The 25628-nt window shown below is 66.4% G+C and carries 24 protein-coding genes; 15 read left to right on the top strand and 9 right to left on the bottom strand.

What is annotated here, in order from left to right; translation table 11 throughout:
* Nucleotides 1-14: 14 nt before the first annotated feature.
* Nucleotides 15-491, bottom strand: coding sequence for a protein-tyrosine phosphatase family protein (locus FHS28_RS07910; protein WP_088450118.1), 477 nt, complete (start codon nucleotides 489-491; stop codon nucleotides 15-17).
* Nucleotides 492-812: 321 nt separating this feature from the next.
* Between FHS28_RS07910 and FHS28_RS07905 the strand changes: the two genes are divergently transcribed.
* From FHS28_RS07905 to FHS28_RS07895, 3 genes are read left to right on the top strand one after another with little or no spacing between them, the layout of a single operon-like run.
* A complete protein-coding gene (locus tag FHS28_RS07905; protein WP_184294379.1) occupies nucleotides 813-1775 on the top strand; it encodes a questin oxidase family protein in 963 nt (320 codons plus the stop codon).
* 5 nt (nucleotides 1776-1780) lie between these two features.
* Complete coding sequence (locus tag FHS28_RS07900; protein WP_221193815.1) at nucleotides 1781-3073, top strand: MFS transporter; 1293 nt, start codon at nucleotides 1781-1783, stop codon at nucleotides 3071-3073.
* Nucleotides 3063-3779, top strand: coding sequence for a helix-turn-helix transcriptional regulator (locus FHS28_RS07895; protein WP_184294375.1), 717 nt, complete (start codon nucleotides 3063-3065; stop codon nucleotides 3777-3779). Before FHS28_RS07900 ends, FHS28_RS07895 begins: the two co-directional genes overlap by 11 nt.
* A gap of 58 nt (nucleotides 3780-3837) precedes the next feature.
* Here the strand turns inward: FHS28_RS07895 and FHS28_RS07890 are convergent, their stop codons facing one another.
* Entirely contained in the window at nucleotides 3838-4311 is a 474-nt protein-coding gene (locus FHS28_RS07890) for a thioesterase family protein (RefSeq protein ID WP_088450112.1), read from the bottom strand.
* A 121-nt stretch (nucleotides 4312-4432) separates the two neighbouring features.
* Here FHS28_RS07890 and FHS28_RS07885 point away from each other — a divergent pair, with 121 nt between their 5' ends.
* From FHS28_RS07885 to FHS28_RS07865, 5 genes are all read left to right on the top strand, one after another.
* The gene (locus tag FHS28_RS07885; RefSeq protein ID WP_088450659.1) at nucleotides 4433-4951 is read left to right on the top strand and encodes a YbaK/EbsC family protein; all 519 of its coding nucleotides are present in this window, start codon (nucleotides 4433-4435) and stop codon (nucleotides 4949-4951) included.
* Entirely contained in the window at nucleotides 4948-5175 is a 228-nt protein-coding gene (locus tag FHS28_RS07880; RefSeq protein ID WP_088450110.1) for a DUF1289 domain-containing protein, read from the top strand. Before FHS28_RS07885 ends, FHS28_RS07880 begins: the two co-directional genes overlap by 4 nt.
* A complete protein-coding gene (locus FHS28_RS07875; protein ID WP_088450108.1) occupies nucleotides 5172-5810 on the top strand; it encodes a 2-hydroxychromene-2-carboxylate isomerase in 639 nt (212 codons plus the stop codon). The genes FHS28_RS07880 and FHS28_RS07875 overlap by 4 nt, the downstream gene beginning before the upstream one ends.
* Before the next feature lie 200 nt (nucleotides 5811-6010).
* A complete protein-coding gene (locus FHS28_RS07870; protein ID WP_221193813.1) occupies nucleotides 6011-7693 on the top strand; it encodes an MFS transporter in 1683 nt (560 codons plus the stop codon).
* A 188-nt stretch (nucleotides 7694-7881) separates the two neighbouring features.
* Entirely contained in the window at nucleotides 7882-8112 is a 231-nt protein-coding gene (locus FHS28_RS07865) for a hypothetical protein (protein ID WP_088450104.1), read from the top strand.
* Nucleotides 8113-8162: 50 nt separating this feature from the next.
* Here the strand turns inward: FHS28_RS07865 and FHS28_RS07860 are convergent, their stop codons facing one another.
* Nucleotides 8163-9716, bottom strand: coding sequence for a sensor histidine kinase (locus tag FHS28_RS07860; RefSeq protein WP_184294373.1), 1554 nt, complete (start codon nucleotides 9714-9716; stop codon nucleotides 8163-8165).
* 359 nt (nucleotides 9717-10075) lie between these two features.
* Here FHS28_RS07860 and FHS28_RS07855 point away from each other — a divergent pair, with 359 nt between their 5' ends.
* Together FHS28_RS07855 and FHS28_RS07850 are read left to right on the top strand one after the other, a co-directional pair.
* Nucleotides 10076-10864 (top strand): SDR family oxidoreductase, encoded by a 789-nt coding sequence (locus tag FHS28_RS07855; protein WP_088450100.1) that lies wholly within the window; start codon nucleotides 10076-10078, stop codon nucleotides 10862-10864.
* Nucleotides 10865-10944: 80 nt separating this feature from the next.
* Nucleotides 10945-11931, top strand: coding sequence for a quinone oxidoreductase family protein (locus FHS28_RS07850; RefSeq protein ID WP_088450098.1), 987 nt, complete (start codon nucleotides 10945-10947; stop codon nucleotides 11929-11931).
* Between the two features lie 138 nt (nucleotides 11932-12069).
* Here the strand turns inward: FHS28_RS07850 and FHS28_RS07845 are convergent, their stop codons facing one another.
* Nucleotides 12070-13779, bottom strand: coding sequence for a hybrid sensor histidine kinase/response regulator (locus tag FHS28_RS07845; protein ID WP_088450096.1), 1710 nt, complete (start codon nucleotides 13777-13779; stop codon nucleotides 12070-12072).
* A 275-nt stretch (nucleotides 13780-14054) separates the two neighbouring features.
* Nucleotides 14055-14555: a signal peptidase II gene (gene lspA / locus FHS28_RS07840; RefSeq protein ID WP_088450094.1), complete on the bottom strand. Its 501-nt coding sequence runs from the start codon at nucleotides 14553-14555 to the stop codon at nucleotides 14055-14057.
* A 74-nt stretch (nucleotides 14556-14629) separates the two neighbouring features.
* Between lspA and FHS28_RS07835 the strand changes: the two genes are divergently transcribed.
* The 4 genes from FHS28_RS07835 to FHS28_RS07820 all read left to right on the top strand — a co-directional run bounded on the left by FHS28_RS07835 (nucleotide 14630) and on the right by FHS28_RS07820 (nucleotide 19194).
* Nucleotides 14630-16033 carry a cache domain-containing protein gene (locus FHS28_RS07835; RefSeq protein WP_088450092.1) on the top strand — a complete coding sequence of 468 codons (1404 nt, stop codon included), beginning with the start codon at nucleotides 14630-14632 and terminating at the stop codon, nucleotides 16031-16033.
* A complete protein-coding gene (locus FHS28_RS07830; RefSeq protein ID WP_088450090.1) occupies nucleotides 16030-16701 on the top strand; it encodes a response regulator transcription factor in 672 nt (223 codons plus the stop codon). Before FHS28_RS07835 ends, FHS28_RS07830 begins: the two co-directional genes overlap by 4 nt.
* Before the next feature lie 205 nt (nucleotides 16702-16906).
* A complete protein-coding gene (locus tag FHS28_RS07825; protein ID WP_088450088.1) occupies nucleotides 16907-18985 on the top strand; it encodes a carbon starvation CstA family protein in 2079 nt (692 codons plus the stop codon).
* 2 nt (nucleotides 18986-18987) lie between these two features.
* Nucleotides 18988-19194, top strand: coding sequence for a YbdD/YjiX family protein (locus FHS28_RS07820; RefSeq protein ID WP_088450086.1), 207 nt, complete (start codon nucleotides 18988-18990; stop codon nucleotides 19192-19194).
* A 61-nt stretch (nucleotides 19195-19255) separates the two neighbouring features.
* On the opposite strand, the gene FHS28_RS07815 is transcribed toward FHS28_RS07820, so the two are convergent.
* Both FHS28_RS07815 and FHS28_RS07810 read right to left on the bottom strand, forming a co-directional pair.
* On the bottom strand, nucleotides 19256-19468 hold the full coding sequence (locus FHS28_RS07815) for a hypothetical protein (RefSeq protein ID WP_088450084.1): 213 nt from the start codon (nucleotides 19466-19468) through the stop codon (nucleotides 19256-19258).
* Nucleotides 19462-20340: a hypothetical protein gene (locus tag FHS28_RS07810; RefSeq protein WP_184294371.1), complete on the bottom strand. Its 879-nt coding sequence runs from the start codon at nucleotides 20338-20340 to the stop codon at nucleotides 19462-19464. The genes FHS28_RS07815 and FHS28_RS07810 overlap by 7 nt, the downstream gene beginning before the upstream one ends.
* Nucleotides 20341-20628: 288 nt before the next feature.
* Here FHS28_RS07810 and FHS28_RS07805 point away from each other — a divergent pair, with 288 nt between their 5' ends.
* Complete coding sequence (locus tag FHS28_RS07805) at nucleotides 20629-21462, top strand: hydroxypyruvate isomerase family protein (RefSeq protein WP_088450080.1); 834 nt, start codon at nucleotides 20629-20631, stop codon at nucleotides 21460-21462.
* A gap of 48 nt (nucleotides 21463-21510) precedes the next feature.
* Here the strand turns inward: FHS28_RS07805 and ileS are convergent, their stop codons facing one another.
* Together ileS and FHS28_RS07795 are read right to left on the bottom strand one after the other, a co-directional pair.
* Complete coding sequence (gene ileS, locus FHS28_RS07800; RefSeq protein ID WP_246409814.1) at nucleotides 21511-24288, bottom strand: isoleucine--tRNA ligase; 2778 nt, start codon at nucleotides 24286-24288, stop codon at nucleotides 21511-21513.
* 253 nt (nucleotides 24289-24541) lie between these two features.
* Nucleotides 24542-25597 carry a bifunctional riboflavin kinase/FAD synthetase gene (locus tag FHS28_RS07795; RefSeq protein ID WP_088450076.1) on the bottom strand — a complete coding sequence of 352 codons (1056 nt, stop codon included), beginning with the start codon at nucleotides 25595-25597 and terminating at the stop codon, nucleotides 24542-24544.
* Nucleotides 25598-25628 lie beyond the last annotated feature (31 nt).

Raw genomic sequence — 25628 nt, 5'->3', positions numbered from 1 at the left:
CGTCCAGCGACCCATCAGAACACCTGGATCCACCCCGTTTGCACCGCGGACTGCGGGTTGGATCCCGCCTCCCGGACCGTCTGCACTGCGTCATCGGCCCCGCGTCCCAGCCGCTTGAGCACACAGGCGCCCATCGTGCCGGTGCGTCCCATGCCGGCGGCGCAATGCACCAGCGCCCGGTCGCCCAGCCTCAGACCGTGGGCCAACTGCTCCACCCCTTGACGGAACAGTGCCGCCTCGGACGCCAAGCCGAAATTCAGCATCGGGAGATGCATCCACCGGAACGGCAGGCGCCCCGCCTGGATCGCCTTGAAGTACTGCGGCGACAAGGCCTCCACTTCATCCAGCGGATTCAGACACACCACCAGGTTCAGCTGCTGATGCCGCGCCTGGTCCAGGAAGTCAGACCAGGATTCGCGGCGTCCAGGCATCGAGTGCAGCCACAGGCGGCCGGACACGTCGTCGGGAAGGGGCAGGGCACGAAAACTCATGCCGGCATTGTCGGGTCTCCCTGCTCGAATCGGTGTTAATAAACAAACAGTTTATTTAATCGCCAGGTTCGGAGAAGATGTCTTCATCGACTGTCGATGGCACTCATCGAGTCGCAGCCAGGGAGGCCAGCCATGATCACCAAGGACACGATCCAGCCCTTCAGCCGACATGCAGCGGACTTGACGTCGCAGCGACTGCCGCCGTCGGCGTCATCCTCCTTACCGTCATCCTCCTCCTCACCGGTGGCGTCATCCTCATCGTCGCCGTGCCCGTCCCCGTCCCAGTGGTCTTCGCCGTCACGGTCATCGTCTTCGGAGGCTTTGCACCAGGCACTGGACGAATCGCTCCAGTACGACACCTACTACCCCTCCGGGTCGCTGCAGCTGTTCAACCATCTGCCCATGGTGCTCGGCGCTTTAACGCGGCTGGGGGCGCCGCCGACCGCCTTGCGACGCCAGCTGGACCATTGGCGGGAGCTGTCGGTGCCTGCGCGGCCGTCGCAAAGGGCCGTGCCACCGCTGGAAGCGGTGCTGGCTGATCTCTTGCTGTCAGCGCATGTGGATGCGTTTCATGCGGCGATCCGTCTGGCCTATGCGTTGCAGTCCGGCCATACGGGGGAGGAGCGGGCGGCGCTGGCCGCGTGGCTGGCCAAAGCACCAGCCGCGTCATCGGACTCCCAGGTGGGCCCCGCAGGTCCATCGGGCGAATCCGGTCTGCATCCCCACAGCGCGGTGCCTCAGCCTCAAACGCTCCTGCGCGAGACACTGGCGGCCGTGCGAGCCGATCCTCGTCTGGGGATGGAACCGGCTGGCGGCACGCTGATCGTCACGCGCTTGCAGCGAGCGCAGGCCTTGCCGGCATTCCCTGATTACGCGCGCGTGCCGCAGCTGTCTCTGGATGACCTCGCGGAGGCGTCCCTGGCGGTCTACCTGGCCACGCATGATTTCACTGCGCTGCATCTGGTCACCGGCACCCATGCGGTGCGGGAGCTCATCAACGTCGCGCACGCTCGCGGCCTGGCGCTGGATCTTCCTCGCATCCTGGCCGCCTTCTGGCGTGCCTGGCTGGCCGCCTTCATCGCCATCCGCCGACCGGCGCCTGCCTGGGACCTGGTGCATGCGGGCAGCGCCAGTGAGGGCGACTGGGAGGCGGCAGTGCCGACGCTATCGGACAGCGTCAATGACCACCGCATCAAGCTGGCCGATGCCGCTCGCGAGGAATGGCGTCATCGGGGCTGGCCCGGCTATGCCTTATGTCTGCAGCCGCTCGGGGCCGCACAATGAGTGCCGTGCTGAATGCTTCCTCCTCGTCCGCCGATGCGACCGCGTCGGCCCCCGCACCGCTCCGTCATCCGCAGTTGCTGCTGTGGGCCGTCTGTGCCTTGTGCCTGATGAGCACGGCCGGCGTGGCCCTGCCGTATCCCATCCTGGCGCCGATCTTTGTCAGCGGTCCGGTGGACAGCTTCACCCATTTCGCCGGACTGGCCCCTGCGCTGCTGATGGGGCTCGCGCTCGCAGTCAATCCAGCCGGCATTCTGGTGGGGAGCCTGTTCGTCGGACCGATGTCTGACCGCTACGGGCGACGTCGGGTGCTCAGCATCACCCTGACCGCCACGCTCATCAGCTACGGCCTCAGCGCTCTCGCGCTGGCGGAACGCAACTACCCGCTGTTCGTGCTCTCGCGATTCGTCACCGGCCTGACCGAGGGCAATGTGGCGGTGGTGCGGGCGCTGCTGGCCGACTGGCATCCGCAACTGGACCGCACCCGCAGCTTCGCCTGGCTCAATGCCAGCTTGTACATCGGCTGGCTGGTGGGCCCGCTGCTGGGAGGACTGACGCTGCCGCTGGGCGAGTCGGTGCCGTTCATCGTGTCGGCCGGCATTCTGATACCTTGCCTCGTGCTGCTGCTGACGGGTCTGCCCGACGACCGCCCGCAGCGAGCTGCCGCCACCGCCGATCGCCTGCCGATGCTGGCCGCCATGCGGCAGCAGCAGTCGCTGGGATTGTTGTCAGACCCGGTACTGCGTCACCTTGCGGCCTTGCAGATGGCGTACACCTTGGGTGTGAATGCGCTGTACGAATTCGCGCCTTTGTGGATGGTGCAGCAGGCGGGACTGGACAGTCGCGGCATTGCGCTGGTGACGGCCATCCAGTGCGCGGCGATGACGGCGGCCAGCATGCTTGCGGCGCGCATCGGCTCCGGGCCGACGCCGCTGCGACGCGCCGCACGATTTGCGGTGGTGGCGGCCGTCGGACTGCTGGCGCTGAGTCTCGCACCGTCATGGATGGGTCTGGCCATCATCCCGCTGCTGGGGGTGCCGCTGTCGTTCTACAACGCGCTGATGCCCGCATGGATGTCCGAACGCTTTGCCTCGTATGGGCAGGGCCGCGTGATGGGGCTGCTGACGACGGTGTTCTGTTTGTCCAACACGATCATTGCGCTGATCGGCGGCGGACTGGGCATGTGGTCGGCGCGCTGGATCATGCTGCTGGGCGGATGCACCTGCCTGGGGGCGGCGATCGGGTTCATTCGATTCGCCCGTGTGCATTCCACGCCGCCCCCGAGCCACCATGGTCACTGACGCTCCCACCACCAATGATGACCGCCTGCTCTTCGAGTTGAAGAGCCGCGGTCCACAGGCGGCTGCCACACTGGCAGCCGCGCTGGCCATCACGCCGATGGGGGCGCACAAACTGCTGGCGAGATTGGAGGGCATGGGCCTCGTCACCACGCGGGAGGACACGCGGGAAGCCGGCGAGACCGCACGCGTGGGGCGACCGCGCAAGCTCTGGGCACTCACCGGCGCTGGCCACGCGCGCTTTCCGGACCGGCATGCCGACCTCACGCTGCAGCTGATCCAGAATGCCCGTCAGCTCTTTGGTGATGCGGGCCTGGACCAGCTGATCACCGCGCGCGAGCAGGACAGCGAGCGCCGGTACGCCGCGGCGCTCTCGCGGGCGCAAAGCCTGGCAGAGCGGGTGAGGGAACTGGCGCGACTCCGATCGGAAGAAGGCTACATGGCCCGCGCCGAACGGTCGGGCCGCGACTGGCTGCTGGTGGAGGATCATTGCCCCATCTGCGCAGCCGCGACGAGCTGTCAGGGCTTTTGCCGAGCGGAACTGGCGGTGTTCCGGCGCAGCCTCGGCCCGGGCGTGACGGTGGAGCGATCCGAGCATCTGCTGGCCGGCGCGCGGCGATGTGTCTATCGCATCGCGGCGGCCAAGGAGGCCGCGCGTGAGGAAACCGTGCCAGCTTCATCGACGACGCAAAAAGACGACCATCGCTGATGGCCATCCCGACGCGGCCGGGCCGCCGCCGCGGGGCCGGCCCGTGCAAGCATCCATGTCAGGACACGATGTACGCCGCCGCTCCCGTGGCCAGCAGGCGTCCCTCCGCATCCGTGAAGGCCATCCGGATGTTGGCCACCCGGCTTCCCAGCCGCAGGATTTCCGCTTCCGCGCGGAACAGCTCTCCGATGGCTGGCCGCAAATAGTCCACCCGCAAATCGATCGTGCCCAGCTTGCCGAAGCGCTCCAGACGCTTGTCGGGCGCTTCGTCCCGATGCCGCGCACAAATGGCGGCCATCGCGGCCAGCCCGCCCAGGGCATCCAGCGTGGCGCTGATGACGCCGCCATGCATGCGCTGATGCGCATAGTGGCCGATCAGCTCGGGCCGCATCCGCAAGTGGGCGTGGGCGGTGGCCTCGGTCAACGCGTCGACTTGCAGGCCAAGCACCTGATTGAAGGTGATGAACTGCTCGAAGATCTCACACAGTTTGTGCGTGAATTCCGGTTCAAAGGGACTGATGACTTCGCTCATGCAGGTCACGATACCGCAGGGGCGGGGCGCCTCGATCGAGGGAAGCCCTGAGCCGGTGACGCCTGCGTGACACCGGGGTGTCCCGCAGCGTTGGCCGCCACGACACGGCACAATGCCGCTCATGAATGCGCCGTCTCCTGCTGCTGTTGAACCCCGGTCAGAAGGCTTCGACCGGGTGCGTGCCGCCCTGCGCGGTCTGCACCATGCCCACGAGCCGCTCTGGCTGACCACCTCCGCGCGGAGCGCCCAGGAAGCTGCGGACGCGCTTGGTGTGTCCCTGGGCCAGATCGCCAAGAGCGTGGTGTTCCGTTCCAAGGCGGATGACTCGGCCGTGCTGGTCATCGCCGCGGGCGACCGCCGCGTGGATGAACGCAAACTCCAGGTGCACACCGGCCCGCTCGGTCGCGCCGATGCCGACTTTGTGAAGTCCCGTACCGGCTTCTCCATCGGTGGCGTGTCACCGCTGGGCTTCGCACCCGCCGACGGTGGCGCAGGTCCGCGCCTTTTCATCGACGACAGCCTGTTCCGCTTCGACCTCATCTGGGCTGCGGCCGGTCACCCCAATGGGGTGTTCCAGATGACGCCGCAGCAACTCGTGACCCTGACCGGCGCGCCGGTGATCGAGGTGATGCAGTCATGAGCATCGCGCCTGTGGACATCCCCCGCACGCCGGAGGGACGGGTCGCCTCGCCCTGCATCAACATCTGCCGCATGCATGAGGCCACCGGGCTGTGCGAGGGCTGCGCCCGCACGATCACCGAAATCGCCGGCTGGAGCCAGGCGGCCGATACCGAACGCATCCGCATCCTGACGCTGCTGCCGGAGCGCCGGACACTGCTTCAATCGCATGGAGTGCTGCCGTGACCTCGATCGACTTTTATTTTGACCCGATCTCCCCCTATGCGGCGCTGGCCTTCGAACGGCTGCCGCAGGTGCTGGTTGGGCGAAGCGTGGCGGTGCGCCATGTGCCGGTGTTTCTCGGGGGGCTGCTGAAGGCGCATGACAACAAGGGCCCGGCGGAGATCCTGCACAAGCGCGACTGGGTCTACCGGCAGGCGCTCTGGCTGGGCCATCACCTGAACATCCCGCTGACGGTGCCCAAGACGCATCCTTTCAATCCCTTGCCGCTGCTGCGACTCCTGTGGGCGTCCGCCGAGCCGGGGCAGACGCCGTCCCGCTACGCGGTGGAGACGGTGTTCCGCCATGTCTGGCAGGGCGGAGCGGAAGCCACCGACCCGGCCCGCCTGACGTCATTGACGCAAGCCTTGGCGCCATCGCAGGACCCGGCCGGTGAAGCGGTCAAGACAGCGCTGCGCGACGCCACCGATGCGGCCGTGGCGCGCGGTGTGTTCGGGGTGCCCACCTTCGGGGTGGGGGACCGCCTCTTCTGGGGCCTGGACAGCCTCGACATGCTGCTCGCTTGCCTGGATGGCGAGCCCTGGTTCCAAGGGCCGGACTGGGCCGACGCAGCGCAGGTGCGCTCCGGCCTGCAGCGCTGACAAGCCCAGGCTAGGACATACCCTCTGCTGCACTGCACAGGGCCGTCATATTCCGCATGAAGAAATGAGGGCTCAGGGTTGGCCCCGGTTTTGTCAGCCAGCGGAAAGCATCGCGTCAGACAGAGGTCAGAGGGGCGCCTGATAGTTGCTTCCCAAGAACTCCGGTCGGAGATTCTTGGTGACAACGAGGAGACAACCCCATGGCAACTGCAAGTGCAGTCAGCACCAGCGCGCCGATGACCGCGGAGGAGAAGAAAGTCATCTTCGCCTCGTCGCTGGGCACGGTATTCGAGTGGTACGACTTCTATCTCTACGGATCCCTGGCCGCCATCATCGGCAAGCAGTTCTTCACGGGGCTGGACCCCACGGCGCAGTTCATTGCGTCGCTGATGGCCTTTGCCGCCGGTTTCATCGTGCGTCCTTTCGGCGCGCTGGTGTTCGGCCGGCTCGGCGACATGATCGGCCGCAAGTACACCTTCCTGGTGACGATCCTGATCATGGGCCTGTCCACCTTCATCGTGGGCGTGCTGCCGACCTATGACACCATCGGCCCGGCCGCTGCGGTCATCCTGGTCGGCCTGCGCCTGCTGCAAGGCCTGGCACTGGGCGGCGAATACGGCGGTGCAGCCACCTATGTGGCGGAACATGCGCCGCACGGCAAGCGCGGGGCGTACACCTCCTGGATTCAGACCACGGCCACGCTGGGTCTGTTCCTGTCGCTGATCGTCATTCTGTCCACCCGCACGATCCTGGGCGAGGCGACGTTTGCCGCCTGGGGCTGGCGCGTGCCGTTCGTTGTGTCCATCCTGCTGCTGGGCATCAGCGTCTGGATCCGCCTGTCGATGAATGAATCGCCGGCCTTCCAGAAGATGAAGTCCGAGGGCAAGACGTCCAAGGCGCCGCTGTCCGAATCCTTCGGTCAGTGGAAGAACCTGAAGATCGTCCTGCTGGCCCTGTTCGGTCTGGTGGCCGGTCAGGGCGTGGTCTGGTACACGGGTCAGTTCTACGCGCTGTTCTTCATGACCAGCGTGCTGAAGGTGGATGCCGCGTCGGCCAACATCATGGTGGCGGTGGCGCTGCTGATCGGGACGCCCTTCTTCGTCATCTTCGGCACCCTGTCGGACAAGATCGGTCGCAAGCCCATCATCATGGCGGGCCTGCTGCTGGCCATCCTGACCTACTTCCCGCTGTTCAAGGCGCTGACCCACGCGGCCAACCCGGATCTGGCCCGTGCTCAGGCGACGGCTCAGATCACGCTGAGCACCGACCTGAACCAGTGCTCCTTCCAGGGCAGCCCGGTGGCGCGTGACGTGGACTTCACCACGCCCTGCGACATCGCCAAGCGTGCGCTGGCCCAGGCCGCGGCCAACTATGAGACCGTGTCCGGCGCGGCTGGTGCGGGTCAGGTGAAGGTGGGGGACCGCGTCATCGACGTGCCGACCGCCACGCTGACCGCGGGCGGCCACAAGTTCGACGAGGACAGCGCCAAGAAGATTGCCGCGTTCAAGAAGGACCTGGGCGATGCGATGAAGGCGGCGGGCTACCCGACCAAGGCCGACCCGGCCAAGGTCAACACCGCGCTGACGGTGGCCATCCTGACGCTGCTGGTGCTGTATGTGACGATGGTCTACGGACCGATCGCCGCGATGCTGGTGGAACTGTTCCCCACGCGCATCCGCTACACCTCGATGAGCCTGCCGTATCACATCGGCAATGGCTGGTTCGGTGGCCTGCTGCCGTCGATCAGCTTCGCGATGGTGGCGCAGAACGGCAACATCTATCACGGCCTCTGGTATCCGATCGGCATCGCCGCCGTCACCTTGGTGATCGGCCTGCTGTTTGTCCGTGAGACCAAGGACGTGGACATCTACGCCCGCGACTGAACGCACACCGTTCTTCGCTGATCGACACAACGGCCCTTCGGGGCCGTTTTTTTTGGAGTCGCCTTCAGTTCCGGATGGTTTTCAATCCGCGGCGGGGCCAGTGCCTGGCCGCAGCCCCTCAGCCTCGTGTCAGCCAAGCCCCCAAGAATGCACCCACACCCTCTATCCCCTTTAGGAGACTCAGACCCATGTGGAAACTCGTCCTTGGCTTCATCGTCTTTGCCGCTCTGGCCCTGTTCGTGTTGATGCGCAGTGGCGGCAACATCGACATGACGGGGGAGAAGCATGACGTCACCGGCGGCCATGCAGACAGTGCCGCCAGCGCCGCACCCTTGAGCACCTCCGCGTCCGAAGCCGCCACCGCCGCCATGAATGCGGCGTCAGCTGCGCTGCCGGCATCCTCGGGCGCCTCGCAATAAGCGCCGGCCTCCGGTTCACCAACAAAAATGGGGCCTCTGGCCCCATTGCGTCATTCATCCCCCTGCGCCCGCAGCGGCGCCTGCACCGGCAGCCGGATCATCATCCGCGTACCTTCCCCCGGCGTGCTCACCACCTCAATCTGCCCGCCCAGCACATTCGTCACGATGTTGTGCACGATGTGCATCCCCAGCCCCGATCCGCCCTTGCCCAGCTTCGTCGTGAAGAACGGGTCGAAGATCCGCCGCACCACCGAGGCATCCATGCCCCGTCCGTCGTCCTCCACCCGCAGCTCGACCTCCCGGTCATCGATCCGGCTGCATCGCACCAGGACCACCCCATGGTCCCGCCCCTCAAAGGCATGCACCAGCGTGTTCATCAGCAGGTTCGTCAGCACCTGTCCCAATGCGCCTGGGAAGCTGCTCATCTGCAACGCCGGCGCCAGCTCCGTTCTGATCCGGTAGGGGGTGTGCTTGAAGCTCGGCTCCACCATCACCAGCACGTCTTCCACCACCTGACCCAGTTCAAACTCCCGTCGCGTGTCGCTGGTCTGGTCAATCGCCACCTGTTTGAAGTCCCGCACCAGGTCCGCCGCCTTCTGCACATTGCGATGCAGGATGTCCTGACCCCGTCGTGTGTCCTTCACCAGCTCTTCCAGCTGGCTGCGCCGCATCGGTGTGTTGTCGGTCAACATCCGGTCCAGTTTGTGCCACCGGTCCTCCAGCGCAGACACCACCGTCAGCGCATTGCCCAGCGGCGTGTTCAGCTCATGCGCCACGCCCGCCACCAGCCGCCCCAGCGAGGCCAGCTTCTCCGACTCCACCAGCTCCCGCTGCGCCGTCTTCAGATTGGCCAGTGCCTGGGTCACCTCCGCGTTGGCTTCGGTCAGCTCATAGGTGCGCTGCGCCACCTGCTCCTCCAGCGTCGAGGCGTGTCCGCGCAGATCGTCGAAGGCCTTCAACAGCGCCAGGCGCATCCGCTCCATCGCCTTGCCCACCCGGGCGATCTCATCCTCGCCGCCCAGCTCCAGCGGCTTGTCCAGCTGCCCGGCCGCCAGCTCATCCGCCGCCTGGGACAACCGGGCCATCGGATGCAGCACCCGCCGCTGCAGCACCAGGGAAATGAGCGCCAAAGACAAGGTCAGCGTCAGCAGACTGCGCCACAGCATGTTCCACAGCTCCAGCCGCTTGCGGGCCAATAGCGGCTCGGCGCTCATCACCACCGTCAGCTTGGCGATCTCGCGACCGTCGCGCAGCACCGGTCGGGTCTCGCTGAGCGTCAGGTGCTGGTCCCCAGCTGCGCGGTGGAATTCGACAAAGGCCTGCTGCGCTGCAGTCTCGGTGACAGACACCGACACAAATCGCGGGTCATCGACCTGGGCCTTCACCATCGGCTCGGCCAGATCGGGCGACACCTGCCAGATCGGCTCCGCCAGCGAGAGCGCCAGCACCTCCGTCGCCCGGCTGAGGTCCCGGCGAAGGTCCTCCATCACCGTCTGTCGGCTGAGTTGCTGTTCATACAAAAGGACGGCCCCGGTGGGCAGCAGCAGCCCAACCAGCAGGGCCAGCATCACGGCATTGCGCAGCGAGCTTCGGAGCAGGGTCACGACAACCATCCTTCGCAGGAGGGGGGACACGCCCCATTATGACGAGGCACGGGCCGGGGGCTCATGCGGCGAAACGCGGATCCCAGGACAGCGCCGCGCGCCTGAGCGGTACTGAGCCGGTCTGGCGATGATCGACCCTTGTCACCCATCATCATGAGGTCCGTTCGCAGCGTCCACACCTGTGTTCGTCACCACTGTGGAGAATTCACGCGGCATGGGACAAGGCAGGGGACACCCCCCGGCCGGTGTTCGCGACCGACCGGCCTGCACGACCTGCGCCCAGATGCATCGCCATGGCCGCGCAATTTTTTTCCGGCTCATTGATACTGACACGGACATTTCCCTGCAAGGAGAACAAGATGGATCTGGGACTGACGGGCCGCTGGGCCCTGGTGTGTGCGGCGTCGAAGGGCCTGGGGGCCGGCTGCGCCCAGGCGCTGGTGGCCGAAGGCGTGAATGTGGTGATCACCGCGCGTGGCGAAGAGGCTCTGCAGGCGCAGGCGACCCGACTGCGCGGGATCAATCCGAAGGTGCAGGTGGTGGCCGTCGTGGGGGACATCACCACGGAAGTCGGTCGTGCCAGCGCGCTGCAGGCCTGCCCGCAGGTGGACATCCTGGTCAACAACGCCGGAGGACCGCCGCCGGGAGATTTCCGGCAGTGGGGCCGCGAGCAATGGCTCTCGGCGCTGGAGGCCAACATGCTGACGCCCATCGAGCTGATCAAGGCGACGGTCGACGGCATGGCCGACCGCGGCTTCGGCCGCATCGTCAACATCACTTCCGGTGCGGTGAAGGCACCGATCGATGTGCTGGGCCTGTCCAACGGCGCGCGCAGCGGGCTGACCGGATTTGTGGCGGGCCTGGCGCGGCAGCCGCAGCTGGCCAGCCGCAATGTGACGATCAACAACCTGCTGCCCGGTGCCTTCGACACCGAACGTCTGCAGAAGACCCTCGCCGCCGGCGCAGAGAAGTCCGGCCGTCCGCTGGCGCAGGTCCGCGACCAGCGCGCCGCCGGCATCCCGGCCCGACGCTTCGGCACCGCCGAGGAATTCGGCGCGCTCTGCGCCATGTTGTGCAGCGCGCACGCGGGATATCTGACCGGCCAGAACATCCTGCTGGATGGCGGCTCGTACCCCGGCACTTTCTGAGTTCCCTGCTGACTCCCTACCGAGTTCCGTTTGATTCCTGTTTGATTCCCGTTTGAGTTCTGACCCAAGAGGAGAGATTCATGAGCGAACGCGCAGTCCGTCTGACCCAGGCCGGTGGTCCCGATGTCATGCAGGTGCAGACGGTGGAGGTGGGCGACCCGGGGCCGGGGGAGATCCGCATCCGTCAGAAGGCGGCAGGACTGAACTTCATCGACATCTACCAGCGCAGCGGCGTCTACGACATTCCGATGCCCAGCGGCCTGGGGCTGGAAGGGGCGGGCGTGGTGGAAGCGGTGGGAGAGGGCGTGACCCATCTGCGGGTCGGGGACCGGGTGGCCTACGCCAGCCAGCCGATCGGTGCCTATGCGACGGCACGTGTGATGCCGGCGCGTTGTGTCGTGCGGCTGCCTGATGGGCTGAGCTTCGCTCAGGGCGCTGCGATGATGCTCAAGGGCCTGACGGTGCAGTACCTGCTGCGCAAGACCCTGCCGCCCGGCGGTCTGCAGGCGGGTGATGCGATCGTGTTCCATGCCGCCGCAGGGGGCGTCGGGCTGATCGCCTGCCAATGGGCCAAGGCACTCGGCCTGCGCCTGATCGCGACTGCGGGCAGTGATGCCAAGTGCGAACTGGCGTTGGCCCACGGTGCGGCCGTGGCCATCAACTACCAGCGCGAGAACTTCGCCGACCGGGTCAAGGAGATCACCGGCGGAGAGGGTGTCAAGGTCGTCTACGACTCGGTGGGGGCGAGCACCTTCGAAGGCTCACTCGCCTGCCTGCGTCCCTTCGGTCTGATGGTCAGCTTCGGCAACGCCTCGGGCAAGGTCCCTCCAGTGCCCATCACGGCGCTGGCGACCAAGGGGCTGTACCTGACCCGTCCGTCGATCTTCCACCACCTCAGCTCCCGCGAAGCCACCCAGGCGATGGCGGACGATCTGTTCCAGGTCGTCAGCAGCGGCCAGGTGAAGATCTCGGTGGAGCAGCGCTATGCGCTGGAGGATGTGCAGCGGGCGCATCGCGAGATGGAAAGCCGCAGCACCACGGGCGCCGGCGTCTTGATGCTGGACTGAACGGTGGCGGGCGATGCACTGATCCGCTGATCCGCTGATCCGCGAGGGGGCCACGGCGGCATCTCGCGATCAGACAAACCCCGGCGCCGTTTCACCATGCGGGTCTGGCCGCCGAGGCGGTCCCGGGCCCGCCTTGCCTCAGGCCGTGTGCTGGCGCCCGATCATCGGAGGCAGATCGTCAAAGTCCGCCGCCACCGTGTCCGCTGACAGCGGATCTTCCACTTCGGAGGGCGGTGTGCTGATCCGCGTGATACCTGCCGTGGACGGCAATTCATCCAATGCCGCCGGCACCGTGGGGGCCATGCCGTCGCTGTCGGCGTCATCCTCGGCGGCCTGCGCTTCCACCGGCACATCGACCGTCTCGGTGCGCAGCACCTGATCGAGCACGACGGGCTGCGCCAAGCGCAGCTCAAAGCTGAAGCAGGAGCCCGCACCGACGCGACTCTCCACCTTCACCTCGCCGCCCATCAGCTCCACCAGACGCTTGACGATGGTCAGGCCCAGCCCCGTGCCGCCGTAGCGCCGCGTGATGCTGCCGTCGGCCTGGGTGAACGGGCTGAAGATCTGCGCGATCTGCTCGGGCGTCATGCCGATGCCGGTGTCATGCACCGCGATGCGCAGGCGCAGCGGGCCGCCCACATTCTCTTCGGCCGCATCGGCGCGGCTGATCTCCACCCGCACTTCCCCCTTCTCGGTGAACTTCAGGGCATTGCCCACCAGGTTCACCAGGATCTGCCGCAGGCGAAGCGCATCGCCGAGCAGATGCTGCGGCACGCCCGGCTGGATGCGGGCATGCAGCTGCAGGCCCTTTTCATGCGCCTGCAGCAGCAGCGGATGCAGCGCCTCGCGCAGGCAGTCGTGCAGGCTGAAGGGGGCCTGGTCGATGATCACCCGGCCGGCTTCGATCTTGGCGATGTCCAGCAGGTCGTTGATGATGACCATCAGCCCCTTGGCCGAGCTGTGGGCCAGCTCGATGAACTTGCGCTGGCGCTCATTGAGCTCCGTCTGCAGCACCAGCTCGGTCAGGCCGAGCACGCCGTTCATCGGCGTGCGGATTTCATGGCTCATGTTGGCCAGGAAGGAACTCTTGGCCTGACTGGCCGCTTCCGCCGCTTCACGCGCTGCTTCGAGCTGGGCCTGGGTGGCCTTGAAGTCACCGATGTCGCGCGCATTGAGCTGCAGCACGACTTCACCGCTGACGGGGTCCCGCATCGGGCGCGCGTCCACGGCATGCCAGCGACGGCCATTGGCGGTGTGAAGCTCCAGCTCGGCGCCGAAGGTCTGCCCGCCGCGCACCTGCACCAGGATCCGTTTGGCCAGGTCGGCGTCCGGGAACATCGCGCTGAAGTCGGTCGCGCCGATGGTCTTGCGCAGGCCGTTGAAACACATGGCCGCGGCCGGGTTGCGCATCAGCACGCTGCCATCGCGCAGCGAAAACACGGCGATCCGCACAGAGGTGTGCTGCAGCGCTTCCACACCACGCAGCAGGCTCTTGTCCACGCCGCTCACCAGCGAGTCGGCCGCAAACAGCATCACCTGCCGTTTGTCAGGTGTGCGGATGCCACGGGAGACCAGCATCACGGTGGTGGGCTGGCCTTTGGGGTAGAGGGTCCACTGCTCCCGCACCACCTTGTTCTGCGCATGGTCGGCCGCATTGACGGCCAGGCGCTGAACCACGGCCGCGCTGGTGTCGGTCAGGTCGCGGGAGAGAAATTCTTCGGCGCTGTCGGCGCGCCAGAATTGCAGGGCGGCGGCATTGGCCCAAAGGTTGCGTTGCCGTTCCTGGTCATAGACCCACATTGGCACATCGAGCCAGTCGTAGTGGGTCAGACAGGAGAAGTCGAGCATGGGAGCGGTGGGGTCGTAGCCGCGTGGTTACATTCGGTCGCAGGCATTGTCGCCGCCCCGGCCCACCTGTCCATCCTGCGTGATGCCTATTCCGTCACGGCGCCGCTTGCGCAGTGGATGAGTGTGGCAAACAACGCGACGAGCGTCACGATGCAGCCTGTCGCCGTCGCCTCTCCCACCGGCGGCCATCGCCCGGAAGCCCGTAGTAATCGCCCTTGTCGGGCTTTCGGGTCGCGTCTGGTATCGATATGACAGACGCGTTTTTAGCTTCTTTGTCAGTTCTGTTTCACACGCCGCAGCTCGTCCCACACCAGCAGCACGGCGCCGACGGTGATCGCGCTGTCGGCGACATTGAACGATGGGTAGTACCACTGATTCCAGTGGAACTGCAGGAAGTCCACCACGTACCCGTGCAGCAGCCGGTCCACGACGTTGCCCACCGCCCCGCCCAGGATCAGGCTCAAGGCCGTGGCGAAGAGGGTCTGGTGACCGTGCCGGCGCAGCAGCCAGACGATGAAGACGGTGGCGGCCACACCCAGGCCGACAAAGAACCAGCGCTGCCAGCCCGAGGCGCCCGCCAGGAAGCTGAAGGCCGCCCCCGTGTTGTGGGCCCGCACCAGGTTGAAGAAGCTGGTGACGTAACGGCTGTCCCCGTACTGGAAGGTGTTGAGGATCAGCACCTTGGTGAACTGGTCCGCGATGATGATCAGCAGGGCCAGGCCCAGCCATTGGATCAACCGGGCGGAGGAGGGGGCAGCAGACGAGGACTTGGCCATGGGGGCAGACAGCGGATCAAACCCGCAACTGTACCGCCAGCCCGGCATCCGCCAGCCGCTACAGTGCGACTGCCATGAGACTCCGCCTGAAAATCCTGTTGCTGGCCATCCTGCCGCTGGTGGCCTCGCTGCTGCTGATCGCGGTGGCGGTGCGCCAGCAGGAGCGGCAGCTCCTTGCGCAGGAGCATGCCGCGATGGAGCGCACCTACATGGACGCCCGTCGCGACGAACTGCGCCATTACGTCGAGCTGGCCGTCAGCACGCTGCAGCCGTTGTATGCCCATGCCGGCAGTCCCGATCAGGTGGACGCCGACAAACGCGAGGCCCTGCGCCTGCTTTCCGCCCTCGACTATGGCGAGGACGGCTACTTCTTCGTCTATGACCTGCAGGGCCACGTGCTGATGCACTCGCGCCAGCCGGAGCTGATCGGCCGCAATCTGTGGGAGCTGCGGGACCCACTGGGCCGGCCGACCATCCAGCAGCTGATCGGACAGGCCCGGGCAGGCGGGGGCTATGTGGAATACCTGTGGCGCAAGCCGTCCTCGCGCGACATGGCGCCCAAGCTGGGCTACGTGGTGGCGATGGACCGCTGGAACTGGATGGTGGGCACGGGGCTCTATCTGGACGGCATGCGGGCCACGCTGCGCCAGCTGGACAAGGAGGCGCAGGCCAACATTGCCCAGACGATGTGGTGGATCGCCGCCATCGCCGTCTTTGGTGTGGCGCTGATCAGCGCCAGCGCGCTGGCCCTGAACCTCAGCGAGCACCGGCTGGCGGAAGCCAAGCTGCGGGCGCTGGCGCATCAGGTGGTGCGCTCGCAGGAAGACGAGCGGGCCCACCTGTCCCGGGAGCTGCATGACGGTGTGAGCCAGACGCTGGTCTCGACCAAGCTGCTGATCGAATCGGTGCAGCAAAGCGGCGACACGACGCTGCTGCCGCGCGCGCTCGAGCGGCTCAATCACAGCCTGGTGGAAGTGCGGCGGCTGTCGCATCACCTGCGGCCGGCGTTGCTGGACACACTGGGACTGGCCGCCGCCCTGGAGCATCTGGCCCGGGAGCTGGACGAAGCCGGCCCGCCGCAGGTGGACCTGCATGTGGTGGGGCCCGCGCGGGAGCTGCCGGAGCTGCTCAACACGGTGCTGTTCCGCGTGGCGCAGGAGGCACTGACCAACGTGGTCAAACATGCGTCTGCCCGCCGGGTGGAGATGACGCTGGACTTTGCCCCGGACGTCGAAGACCGGCCTGACCCCGGCGGTGTGCTGCTGCGCATCCAGGACGACGGCGCCGGATTCGACCCGGACGCAGCCGAGCGTGGCGATCCCGGCCAGGGCATCGGCCTGCGCAACATGCGGGAGCGGTTGGCGTCAGTGGGCGGCAGCCTGGAGCTTCAATCCAGCCCGGGCCACGGCACCCAGCTCGAAGCACTGGTGGGGTCAGCTGCGATCCGGCGTCTGCCGCGCGAGAATCCGGTTCCATGACTTCCCCGATCTCCGTTCCCGATCCGACGGCCGCCACCGGCCCGGTGCGCATCCTGCTGGTGGACGACCATCCGCTGGTGCGCGAAGGGGTGCGCTCGCGGCTGCAGGGCGAGGCACGGTATCTGGTGGTGGGGGAGGCCGGGTCGGCGGAGGAGGCCATGGTGATGCTGGTCTCCACCCAGCCGCAGGTGGTCCTGCTCGATGTGGGCCTGCGCGGCCAGAGCGGCATCCAGCTGGCGCAGACGATGCTCGAGCGGCGGGACGACCTGCGGGTGCTGATGTACAGCATGTACGACAACCCCGAATATGTGCAGCGGGCGCTGCAGGCCGGCGCGCGCGGGTATGTGCTGAAGGACGCGCCGGCGGGGGAGATCGTCGCGGCCATTGATGCGGTGGCTGCCGGCGGCACCTTCCTGAGCCCGGGTGTGTCCCGCCGGATGTTTCGCAACCAGCAGCCCAGGCCGCTGCTGTCCCCGCGCGAGAGCGAGATCCTCACCGCGCTGGGCCGTGGCGAATCCAGCAAGCAGATCGCCAAGGCCCTGGACCTGTCAGTGCGCACGGTGGAGACCCATCGCCAGAACATCAAGCGCAAGCTGGAGCTGGACGGGCAGGCGGATCTGATCCGCTATGCCGTTGAGCATGCGCGCGGGCTGCACCGCGACGACTGACCCCGACCGGATCGGCCCCCACGCATCTTCCCCCGGACGACTCGGGCCGACCGACTCACATTGAGTGGCCCGGGTTATTCCCTACGTGGTCCTACGTCGTTCCACTAGTCCAACAGACGGATGTTCCAAACCGGTCAGGCACCGAAACTGCCCGCCTGACATACAGCGTGCGCGCCGGTCCGGCCGCACCCAATAAGGAGACATCATGTCCAACTGGAGTCGCCACCTCGCCTGGGCGGGCGTGGCTGTTCTCGGGGCGGTGGCATTGGCCACCGTGGCGCTGGCGCGCGGCGAAGCCGTCAGTGCCCTCTGGGTCGTTGTGGCCGCCTTGTGCGTCTACCTCATCGGCTACCGCTACTACAGCCTGTTCCTGGCGACGAAGGTGATGGGCCTGGACCCCAACCGCCAGACCCCGGCCTGGAAATACAACGATGGCCTGGACTATGTGCCGACCCATCGTTACGTGCTGTACGGCCACCACTTCGCCGCCATCGCTGGCGCGGGTCCGCTGGTCGGTCCGGTGCTGGCCGCGCAGATGGGCTATTTGCCGGGGCTGCTGTGGATCCTGGCCGGCGTGATCTTCGCCGGTGCGGTGCAGGACTTCATCGTGCTGTTCATCTCCACCCGTCGCGACGGCCGCTCGCTGGGCGACCTGGTGAAGCAGGAGATGGGCACGGTGCCCGGCGTGATTGCACTGTTCGGCGCCTTCATGATCATGATCATCATCCTGGCGGTGCTGGCCTTGATCGTGGTGAAGGCCCTGGCCGATTCGCCCTGGGGCACCTTCACCGTGGCAGCAACGATTCCGGTGGCGCTGTTCATGGGCGTCTACCTGCGCTACATCCGCCCCGGCCGCATCGGGGAGGTCTCCATCATCGGCTTCGTGCTGCTGATGCTGGCCATCATGGGCGGCCAGTGGGTGCATGAGAGCCCCACCTGGGCACCGCTGTTCACCTACGACGGCAAGGCCCTGACCTGGATGCTGATCGGCTACGGCTTCGTGGCGGCCTCCATTCCGGTGTGGCTGCTGCTGGCCCCGCGTGACTACCTCTCCACCTTCCTGAAGATCGGCACGATCATCGCGCTGGCCATCGGCATCGTGGTTGTGGCGCCGCCGCTGCAGATGCCGGCGTTCACCAAGTTTGCGGCCGGCAATGGCCCGGTGTGGGCGGGCAATCTGTTCCCCTTCCTCTTCATCACCATCGCCTGCGGCGCGGTGTCCGGCTTCCATGCGCTGATCTCCTCGGGCACCACGCCCAAGATGCTGGACAACGAGGTCAACGCCCGCTTCATCGGTTACGGCGGCATGCTGGCCGAGTCGTTCGTGGCGGTCATGGCGCTGGTGGCGGCGTCCTGCATCGAGCCCGGCGTGTATTTCGCGATGAACAGCCCGGCAGCCCTGGTGGGCAAGACCCCGGATGCAGTGGCGGCGACGCTCTCCACCTGGGGCTTCGTGATCACGCCCGAGATGCTGGTGCAGACCGCCAAGGACGTGGGTGAGAACACCATTCTGGCCCGCGCCGGTGGCGCCCCGACCCTGGCTGTCGGCATGGCCCACATCCTGCATCAGGTGGTGGGCGGCAAGGCGATGATGGCCTTCTGGTATCACTTCGCCATCCTGTTCGAGGCGCTCTTCATCCTGACTGCCGTGGACGCCGGCACGCGTGCGGGCCGCTTCATGCTGCAGGACCTGCTGGGCACCTTTGTGCCGGCCCTCAAGCGCACCGACTCGCTGCCGGCCAACCTGATCGCCACCGGCCTGTGCGTGGCGGCCTGGGGCTACTTCCTCTATCAGGGGGTGGTGGACCCGCTGGGCGGCATTAACACGCTGTGGCCGCTGTTTGGCATTGCCAACCAGATGCTGGCGGCGGTGGCGCTGCTGCTGGGTACGGTGGTGCTCTACAAGATGAAGAAGGACCGTTACGCGTGGACGACGATCCTGCCGGCGGGCTGGCTGCTGATCTGCACGATGACGGCGGGCTGGCTGAAGATCTTCAGTGACGATCCGAAGGTCGGCTTCCTGGCCCATGCGCAGAAGTATGCGGACTCCCTGGCTGCGGGTCAGGTGCTGGCACCGGCCAAGAGCCTGGAGGCGATGGAGCGGGTGATCTTCAATGACCGGCTGGATGCCGCCCTGTGCGCCGTGTTCATGTTCGTGGTGGTCAGCGTGCTGGTCTACAGCGTGAAGGCCATCTTCAAGGCACGCGCCGAGCGTCGGCCGACGGTGCAGGAAACGCCGTTCGAGCCGCTGCCCGCGGGCGCCACGGCCACCGGCCACGCCTGATCATGCTTCGTCAGGCCGCTGCTCAATGGTTGCAAGCCGGGCGCTACATGGCGCGCGGTGTGCACCAGCAGATGGTGGGGGCCGACTACGGCGCCTACCTCGCGCACATGGCGCGCACCCATCCGGATCAGGCGCCCCTGAACTACGAGGAGTTCTTCCGACAGCGGCAGGAGGCGCGATTCAACAGCGGCACCGGGCGTTGCTGCTGACGTGACAACGGCGGGGTCTCCCCGCCGTTTTTATTGGAGACTTCTGACCGGTCTTTGACCGTCAAAGATCCTTGTCTCGCAATTCGGGAAAAGGCCCGAGGCTGCCGGTCACCGCCGCAAGCTCGGCAGGGGCTGGCGCAGCATTCCAGGGCGGTGCACTTTCCATGCGGAGCCTGTTGAAAACGATCTTCCCGGAGGGTCTCGAGGGAGCCGCTTCGCGCGCCTTGCGTATCTGCTTGAGCAGTGCCTCAATCGGTGTCTTGAACCTCAGCATGCTGATGCTTCCTTCATTTGCGTTTTTGCAAGCAGTGTCTGGACCGAAACGGTCTTGTCACTTGAGAGATCGAAGGTCATGAACCATCCGTCCCCCGCGAGACGCCAGAACAAGGCGCCGTCCGGCTTCGCAAGTACGTCGCGCACAGTGTAGCAACGGGTGAGGTCGGCAGGGTGGTGCGGGAATTGGTGAATGATGTCCAAGGTCTCGGCCAGAAGGGGCATGTTGAAACCGTAGGCCGGCCAAGCAGCGTAGCCCTTCCATCGTTCAGTGCCGTTCCAGTTCGGCCAGTTCCTCCCTCCCGCAGCGAGCAGCCTCAATTCTTGAACCCCGAGAGCGGCCCCTGCGCGGGCCATCCGGATCAGCATGCGACCCGCCGCGCCCGCCGGCATGGCTTCACTCAGCAGGATGTCCTTGAGATATAGACCGGCCGCGCCCTGGTGATCGCAGTACAAGCCGACGACATTGCTTCCATGAGGGACGAGGCAGGGCCCCCTGACGAAGAAGTAAAGGCCAGGCGGTGGCTGGTCAGTGCCCGTGTGATGTCGAGCCCAATCCGCAGCACCGCGATATTCGAGCGTCACAGTCGAACCGGACGGAGCACCGGAGAGCAGCTTGATCTGCTCGTCGTCCAGAGCAACGCCGAGAATGCTCTCTACGTCCACCCCCTGCCGATCCACCAGGATGGTGGTGCTGTTGAACCAGCGGTGCTCAAGACGGGAAGGTTGCCAAAGACGAGTGTCTTTGAACCCTGGTACGTGGGTTGCGCGGCTTCGCAGCGCCAGACGGTAGCCGACGCAGCCCGCAAGCGCCCCGACGGCCATGCACACTGTCAACGTCAGAATCCAAGTAATTGTTGTCAGTAGATCCAAGCTGCGCTCCTGAGTCTCCATCGGCTGTCACGGCCGGCACAGGCGTCAGTACATGCTTGGCACCATCAGGGGTACGGGTTCGACGACGATCTGCAGCTGCAAATCGAAGAATTGATCTTGTGCAAAGCCTGGATCGATCTCCCTCGAAAGGGCGCTTGATGCCACGCCGGGACGCGGTCTCACTCGCCGCGCTACGCGCGGCGCCCGAGATGTTGGAAACTGAAGTCTGCCCAGGCGCCACAGAGGGGCTCCTTCGCCTCCTGTTGACGTTCAACGGACTTCATTGCCATGCCTCAGTTCGCCGCCAACATCTCCTGGCTGTATCCCGATCTGCCGTTCCTGGATCGCATCGCCGCTGCCGCGCGGGATGGCTTCACGGCGGTCGAATGCACGTTCCCCTATGACCGGCCCCTGCGGGTGCTGCAGGACCGTCTCAATGAGGCCCTGATGCATCTGGTGCTTATGAACGCCCCCTCCGGCGACTGGGCCGCCGGCGAACGCGGCCTGGCCTCACTGCCGGAGCGCGAGGCGGACTTCCGCCTTTCCATACAGCTGGGCGCTGACTGGGCCCAGGCGCTGGCATGCCCGCGTCTGCACATCCTCGCCGGCTGCCCCGCGCCCGGTGCCCACCTGGCCACCGCCTGGGCCGTCTACGAAGAACGCCTGCGCTGGGCCCTGGAGGCCACGCAGGGCAGCGGTCTGACGCTGATGATCGAGCCCATCAATGCGCACGACATGCCCGGCTACCTGCTGACCGAACAGGCGCAGGCGCATGCAGTGGCAGCCCGCATCGGCTCGCCGCGCCTGAAGGTGCAGATGGACCTCTACCACTGCCAGCGCACCGAAGGCGACGTGCTGGCACAGATCCGGCACTGGCTGCCCACCGGTCAGGTGGGGCACTTCCAGATCGCCGGCGTCCCGAGCCGTTGCGAACCCGATCAGGGCGAGCTGCCCGCCGCCGCAGCCTTGGCGTTGATCGATGAACTCAGTGCCGACACCGGCTGGTCCGGCTGGGTCGGCTGTGAATACCGGCCCAGCCGGGACGCTGCTGCCGGTGGCACGTCTGCTGGGCTCGACTGGCTGCGGCCCTGGAGGCCGGAAGCAACAATGAACGCGCCATGAAAAAAGGGGCGTGCCCGGCACGCCCCTTTCACGTCGACTCAATCGGCCTCAGGCCACCCGACGCGTCTCCCCGTCACCATACAGGTTGCTCTCGCAACGCCCGCACAGCGTCGGATGCGCCGGGTTCACGCCCACATCCGCCCGGTAATGCCAGCAGCGCTCGCACTTCTGGTGGGTGGAAGGCGTCACCGTAACCGTCAGCGCCTCCGCCGGCACGACCGACGCCGCCGAGGTGATCAGCACGAACTTCAGATCGTCGCCCAGGCTCTGCAGCAGGGCCAGATCGTCAGGATTCGCACCCAGCGTCACTTCAGCCTGCAGCGAAGCGCCGATGGCGCCAGTGCTGCGCACGTCTTCGATGGCCTTGTTCACCGCATCCCGGATCTCATGGATGCGGTTCCACTTGGCGATCAGCTCGGTGGCCGGTGCGTCAAAGCGCCAGAAGGTTTCGGTGAAGAGGGTGTCGCCCGGCTGCTTGCCGGCAAACACCTTCCACGCCTCCTCCGCCGTGAAGCTGAGGAAGGGCGCCATCCAGCGAAGCATCGCATTCGTGATGTGCCACAGCGCGGTCTGCGCCGAGCGGCGCGCCAGGCTTCCCGGTGCGGTGGTGTAGAGGCGGTCCTTCAGCACGTCCAGATAGAACGCGCCCAGGTCTTCCGAGCAATACACCTGCAGCTTGGCCACCACCGGATGGAACTCGTAGCGCTGGTAGTGGGCCAGCAGGTCCTCCTGGAACTGCGCTGCCCGGGCCAGCGCGTACCGGTCGGCTTCCAGCAACTGGTCCAGCGGCACCGCATCGCGGCCAGCGTCGAAGTCCGACACGTTGGCCAGCAGGAAACGCAGCGTGTTGCGGATGCGGCGATAGCCGTCCACCACCCGGTCCAGAATCTTCTTGTCGCCGGCGATGTCCCCCGAATAATCGGAAGCCGCCACCCACAGACGGATGATCTCGGCGCCCAGCTGCTTGCTGGTCTCCTGCGGATCCACGCCATTGCCCAGCGACTTGCTCATCTTGCGACCCTTGCTGTCCACGGTGAAGCCGTGGGTCAGCAGGCCCTTGTAGGGCGCGCGGTCGTTCAGGGCGCAGCTGATCAGCAGCGACGAATGGAACCAGCCCCGATGCTGGTCATGGCCTTCCAGGTACAGGTCGGCTTCCGGACCGGTCTCATGCGCTGCACCGGCATGGCTGCCCTTGAGCACATGCTGGAAGGTGGAGCCGGAGTCGAACCACACGTCGAGGATGTCCTGCCCCTTGGAGTAGACCTCGGCTTCGGCACCCAGCCATTCAGCCGGATCCAGCTTCGACCAGGCCTCGATGCCGCCCGCTTCCACCAGCTGCGCGGCACGTTCGATGAACTCCAGCGTCTTCGGATGCGGCTGGCCGCTGTCCTTGTGCAGGAAGATCGGCAGCGGCACGCCCCAGCTGCGCTGACGCGAGATGCACCAGTCGGGCCGGCCGGCGATCATGTCGTGCAGGCGGGCGCGACCGTTTTCCGGATAGAAGCTGGTCACGTCGATCGCATCCAGCGCCAGTTGACGCAGCGTCTTGGGCGCCTTATCGACCGTGAACACGCCTTCGCCTTCATCCATGCGCACGAACCACTGGGCGGCCGCGCGGTAGATCACCGGCGACTTGTGGCGCCAGCAGTGCGGATAGCTGTGGGTGATCTTGCTGTGGGCCATCAGACGGCCGGCGTTCTGCAGCGCTTCGGCAATGACCGGATTGGCCTTCCAGATGTGCTGGCCCCCAAACAGCGGCAGCTCGGCTTCATAGACGCCGTTGCCCTGCACCGGATTCAGGATGTCCTTGAACGCCATGCCGTGGGCGATGCAGGAATTGAAGTCGTCCACCCCGTAGGCCGGCGCAGAGTGCACCACGCCGGTACCGTCGTCGGCGGTGGCGTAGTCGGCCAGATAGACCGGGCTTTCGCGGTCGAAGCCGGGATGCACATGGGACAGCGGATGCTTGAACTTCAGCATCTCCAGCGAACGGCCCGGGGTCACGGCCACCACCTGGCCCTCCATGCCCCAGCGTGCCAGGCACTTCTCGACCAGCGCTTCGGCCACCACAAAGTAACCCCGCTCGGTATTCACCAACGCGTAGGGCAGGTCAGGGTTGAGGTTCAACGCCTGGTTGGCCGGGATGGTCCAGGGGGTCGTCGTCCAGATGACGGTGAAGGCGTCCTTGTCCAGCGACGGCAGGCCGAAGGCGGCGGCCAGCTTCAGCGGCTCGGCGCTGAGGAAGGCCACATCCACGGCCGGCGACTGCTTGTCGGCATATTCGATCTCGAACTCGGCCAGCGACGAGCCGCAGTCAAAGCACCAGTACACCGGCTTCAGGCCGCGATAGACAAAACCGCGCTCGAACAGCCGCTTGAGCACGCGGATCTCGCCGGCTTCGTTCTTGAAATCCATCGTGCGGTAGGGATGGTCCCAGTCGCCCAGCACGCCCAGGCGCTTGAAGTCCACCCGCTGCTGGTCGATCTGCTCGGCGGCATAGGCGCGGCTCTTGGCCTGCACCTCGTCGCGCGGCAGGCCGCGGCCGTAGGTCTTCTCGATCTGGTTCTCGATCGGCAGGCCGTGGCAGTCCCAGCCGGGGATGTAGGCCGCGTCGAAGCCTTCCAGCTGACGCGCCTTGACGATCATGTCCTTCAGGATCTTGTTGACCGCATGACCCATGTGGATCTGGCCGTTGGCATACGGCGGGCCGTCATGCAAAACGAACTTGGGCTTGCCGCAGCGGGCGTCGCGCAGCTTCTTGTAGATGCCCTGGTCTTCCCATTCCTTCACCCAGCCCGGCTCACGCTTGGGCAGGTCCCCGCGCATGGGGAAGGTCGTGTCCGGCAGGTTCAGCGTGGCCCGATAGTCGGTGGGTGCAGCGGTGGGAGCGGCAGTCGGGGCAGCGGTGGAACCGTTGGAGGAGGCGTCGGCGGCGTCGGTCATAGAGGTGCGTGGCAATCAGGAGCGGCGCCCACGGGCGCCGGGAAGCGGGGAAGCGCGTCCGAGGGGCGGTCGGCGCGCGAGCAGGGGAGGAAGCCAGGGTCCGCGCGGTGCCGGGGGCACGGCGGACGCGGGCGATTCAAATTCGGTCGCGCGTGGTCTGGCGCCGCACCGCTGCATGGGTGCTGGCCTGATGGGCAAAGTACGCACGTGCCTGACGGACGTCCTCCCAGATCGCGGCGGTGAGGGCGTCCAGCCCGTCAAAACGGGCTTCGTCACGCAGTTTGTGCAGCAGTTCCACGCGGACGAGTTTACCGTAGGCCTCGGTCGGTCCCAGTCGGGCCGCCAGATCGGCCGGCCAGTCCAGCGCATGGACCTCCAGCAGCACCCGTCCGGCATCTTCCACCGTGGGGCGCACGCCCAGCGACGCCACGCCGTCCAGCGGTGCGTCGTCGGGGGCGGTCAGCCCGTGCACCCGCACTGCAAAGATGCCGTGTGCGGCCGGCTTGTCATGGCCAAAGCGCAGGTTCAGCGTCCGGAACCCGTCCTGGGCACCGGGCCGGGATTCGGCCAGCTGCCGGCCCAGCTTCTGCCCGTGGATGACGTGGCCGGAGATGGAATACGGCCGCCCCAGCAGGCGGGCGGCGCCTTCCAGGTCCCCCTGCTGCAGCGACTCGCGCACGGCCGAGCTGGACACCCGAAGTCCGTGCACCTCGTAGCTCATCATGCGGGCGACATCAAAGCCCAGGCGCTGGCCGGCGGCATCCAGCGTGGCGTAGTCGCCCTGGCGCTTGGCGCCGAAGCGGAAGTCGTCTCCCACCAGCACGTAGCGCGCGCCCAGACCGTTCACCAGCACCTGCTGGATGAACGCCTGGGCCGGCAGCCCGGCCAACGATTCGTCAAAGCGCAGCACCACCACCTGGTCCACGCCGCAGCGTTCCAGCTCCGAGAGTTTGTCGCGCAGCGTCGCAATCCGGGCCGGCGCCAGTTCGGGCCGGCCCATCTTGTGGGCGAAGAAGTCGCGCGGATGCGGCTCGAAGGTCAGCACGCAGGTGGGCAGACCGCGGTGACGGGCTTCCGATTGCAGCAGCGCCAGCATGGCCTGATGGCCGCGATGGACGCCGTCGAAGTTGCCGATGGTCAGGGCGCACTGTGGCGCGATGCCCGGATGATGAAAGCCGCGAAACACCTGCATGGGGCGTCATTATCTGCTGGCGGCGGGGCCC

It is taken from the genome of Roseateles terrae, from assembly GCF_014192155.1.
Classification (GTDB): Bacteria; Pseudomonadota; Gammaproteobacteria; order Burkholderiales; family Burkholderiaceae_C; genus Roseateles; species Roseateles terrae.
This window is presented reverse-complemented; position numbering and strand designations above follow the sequence as displayed.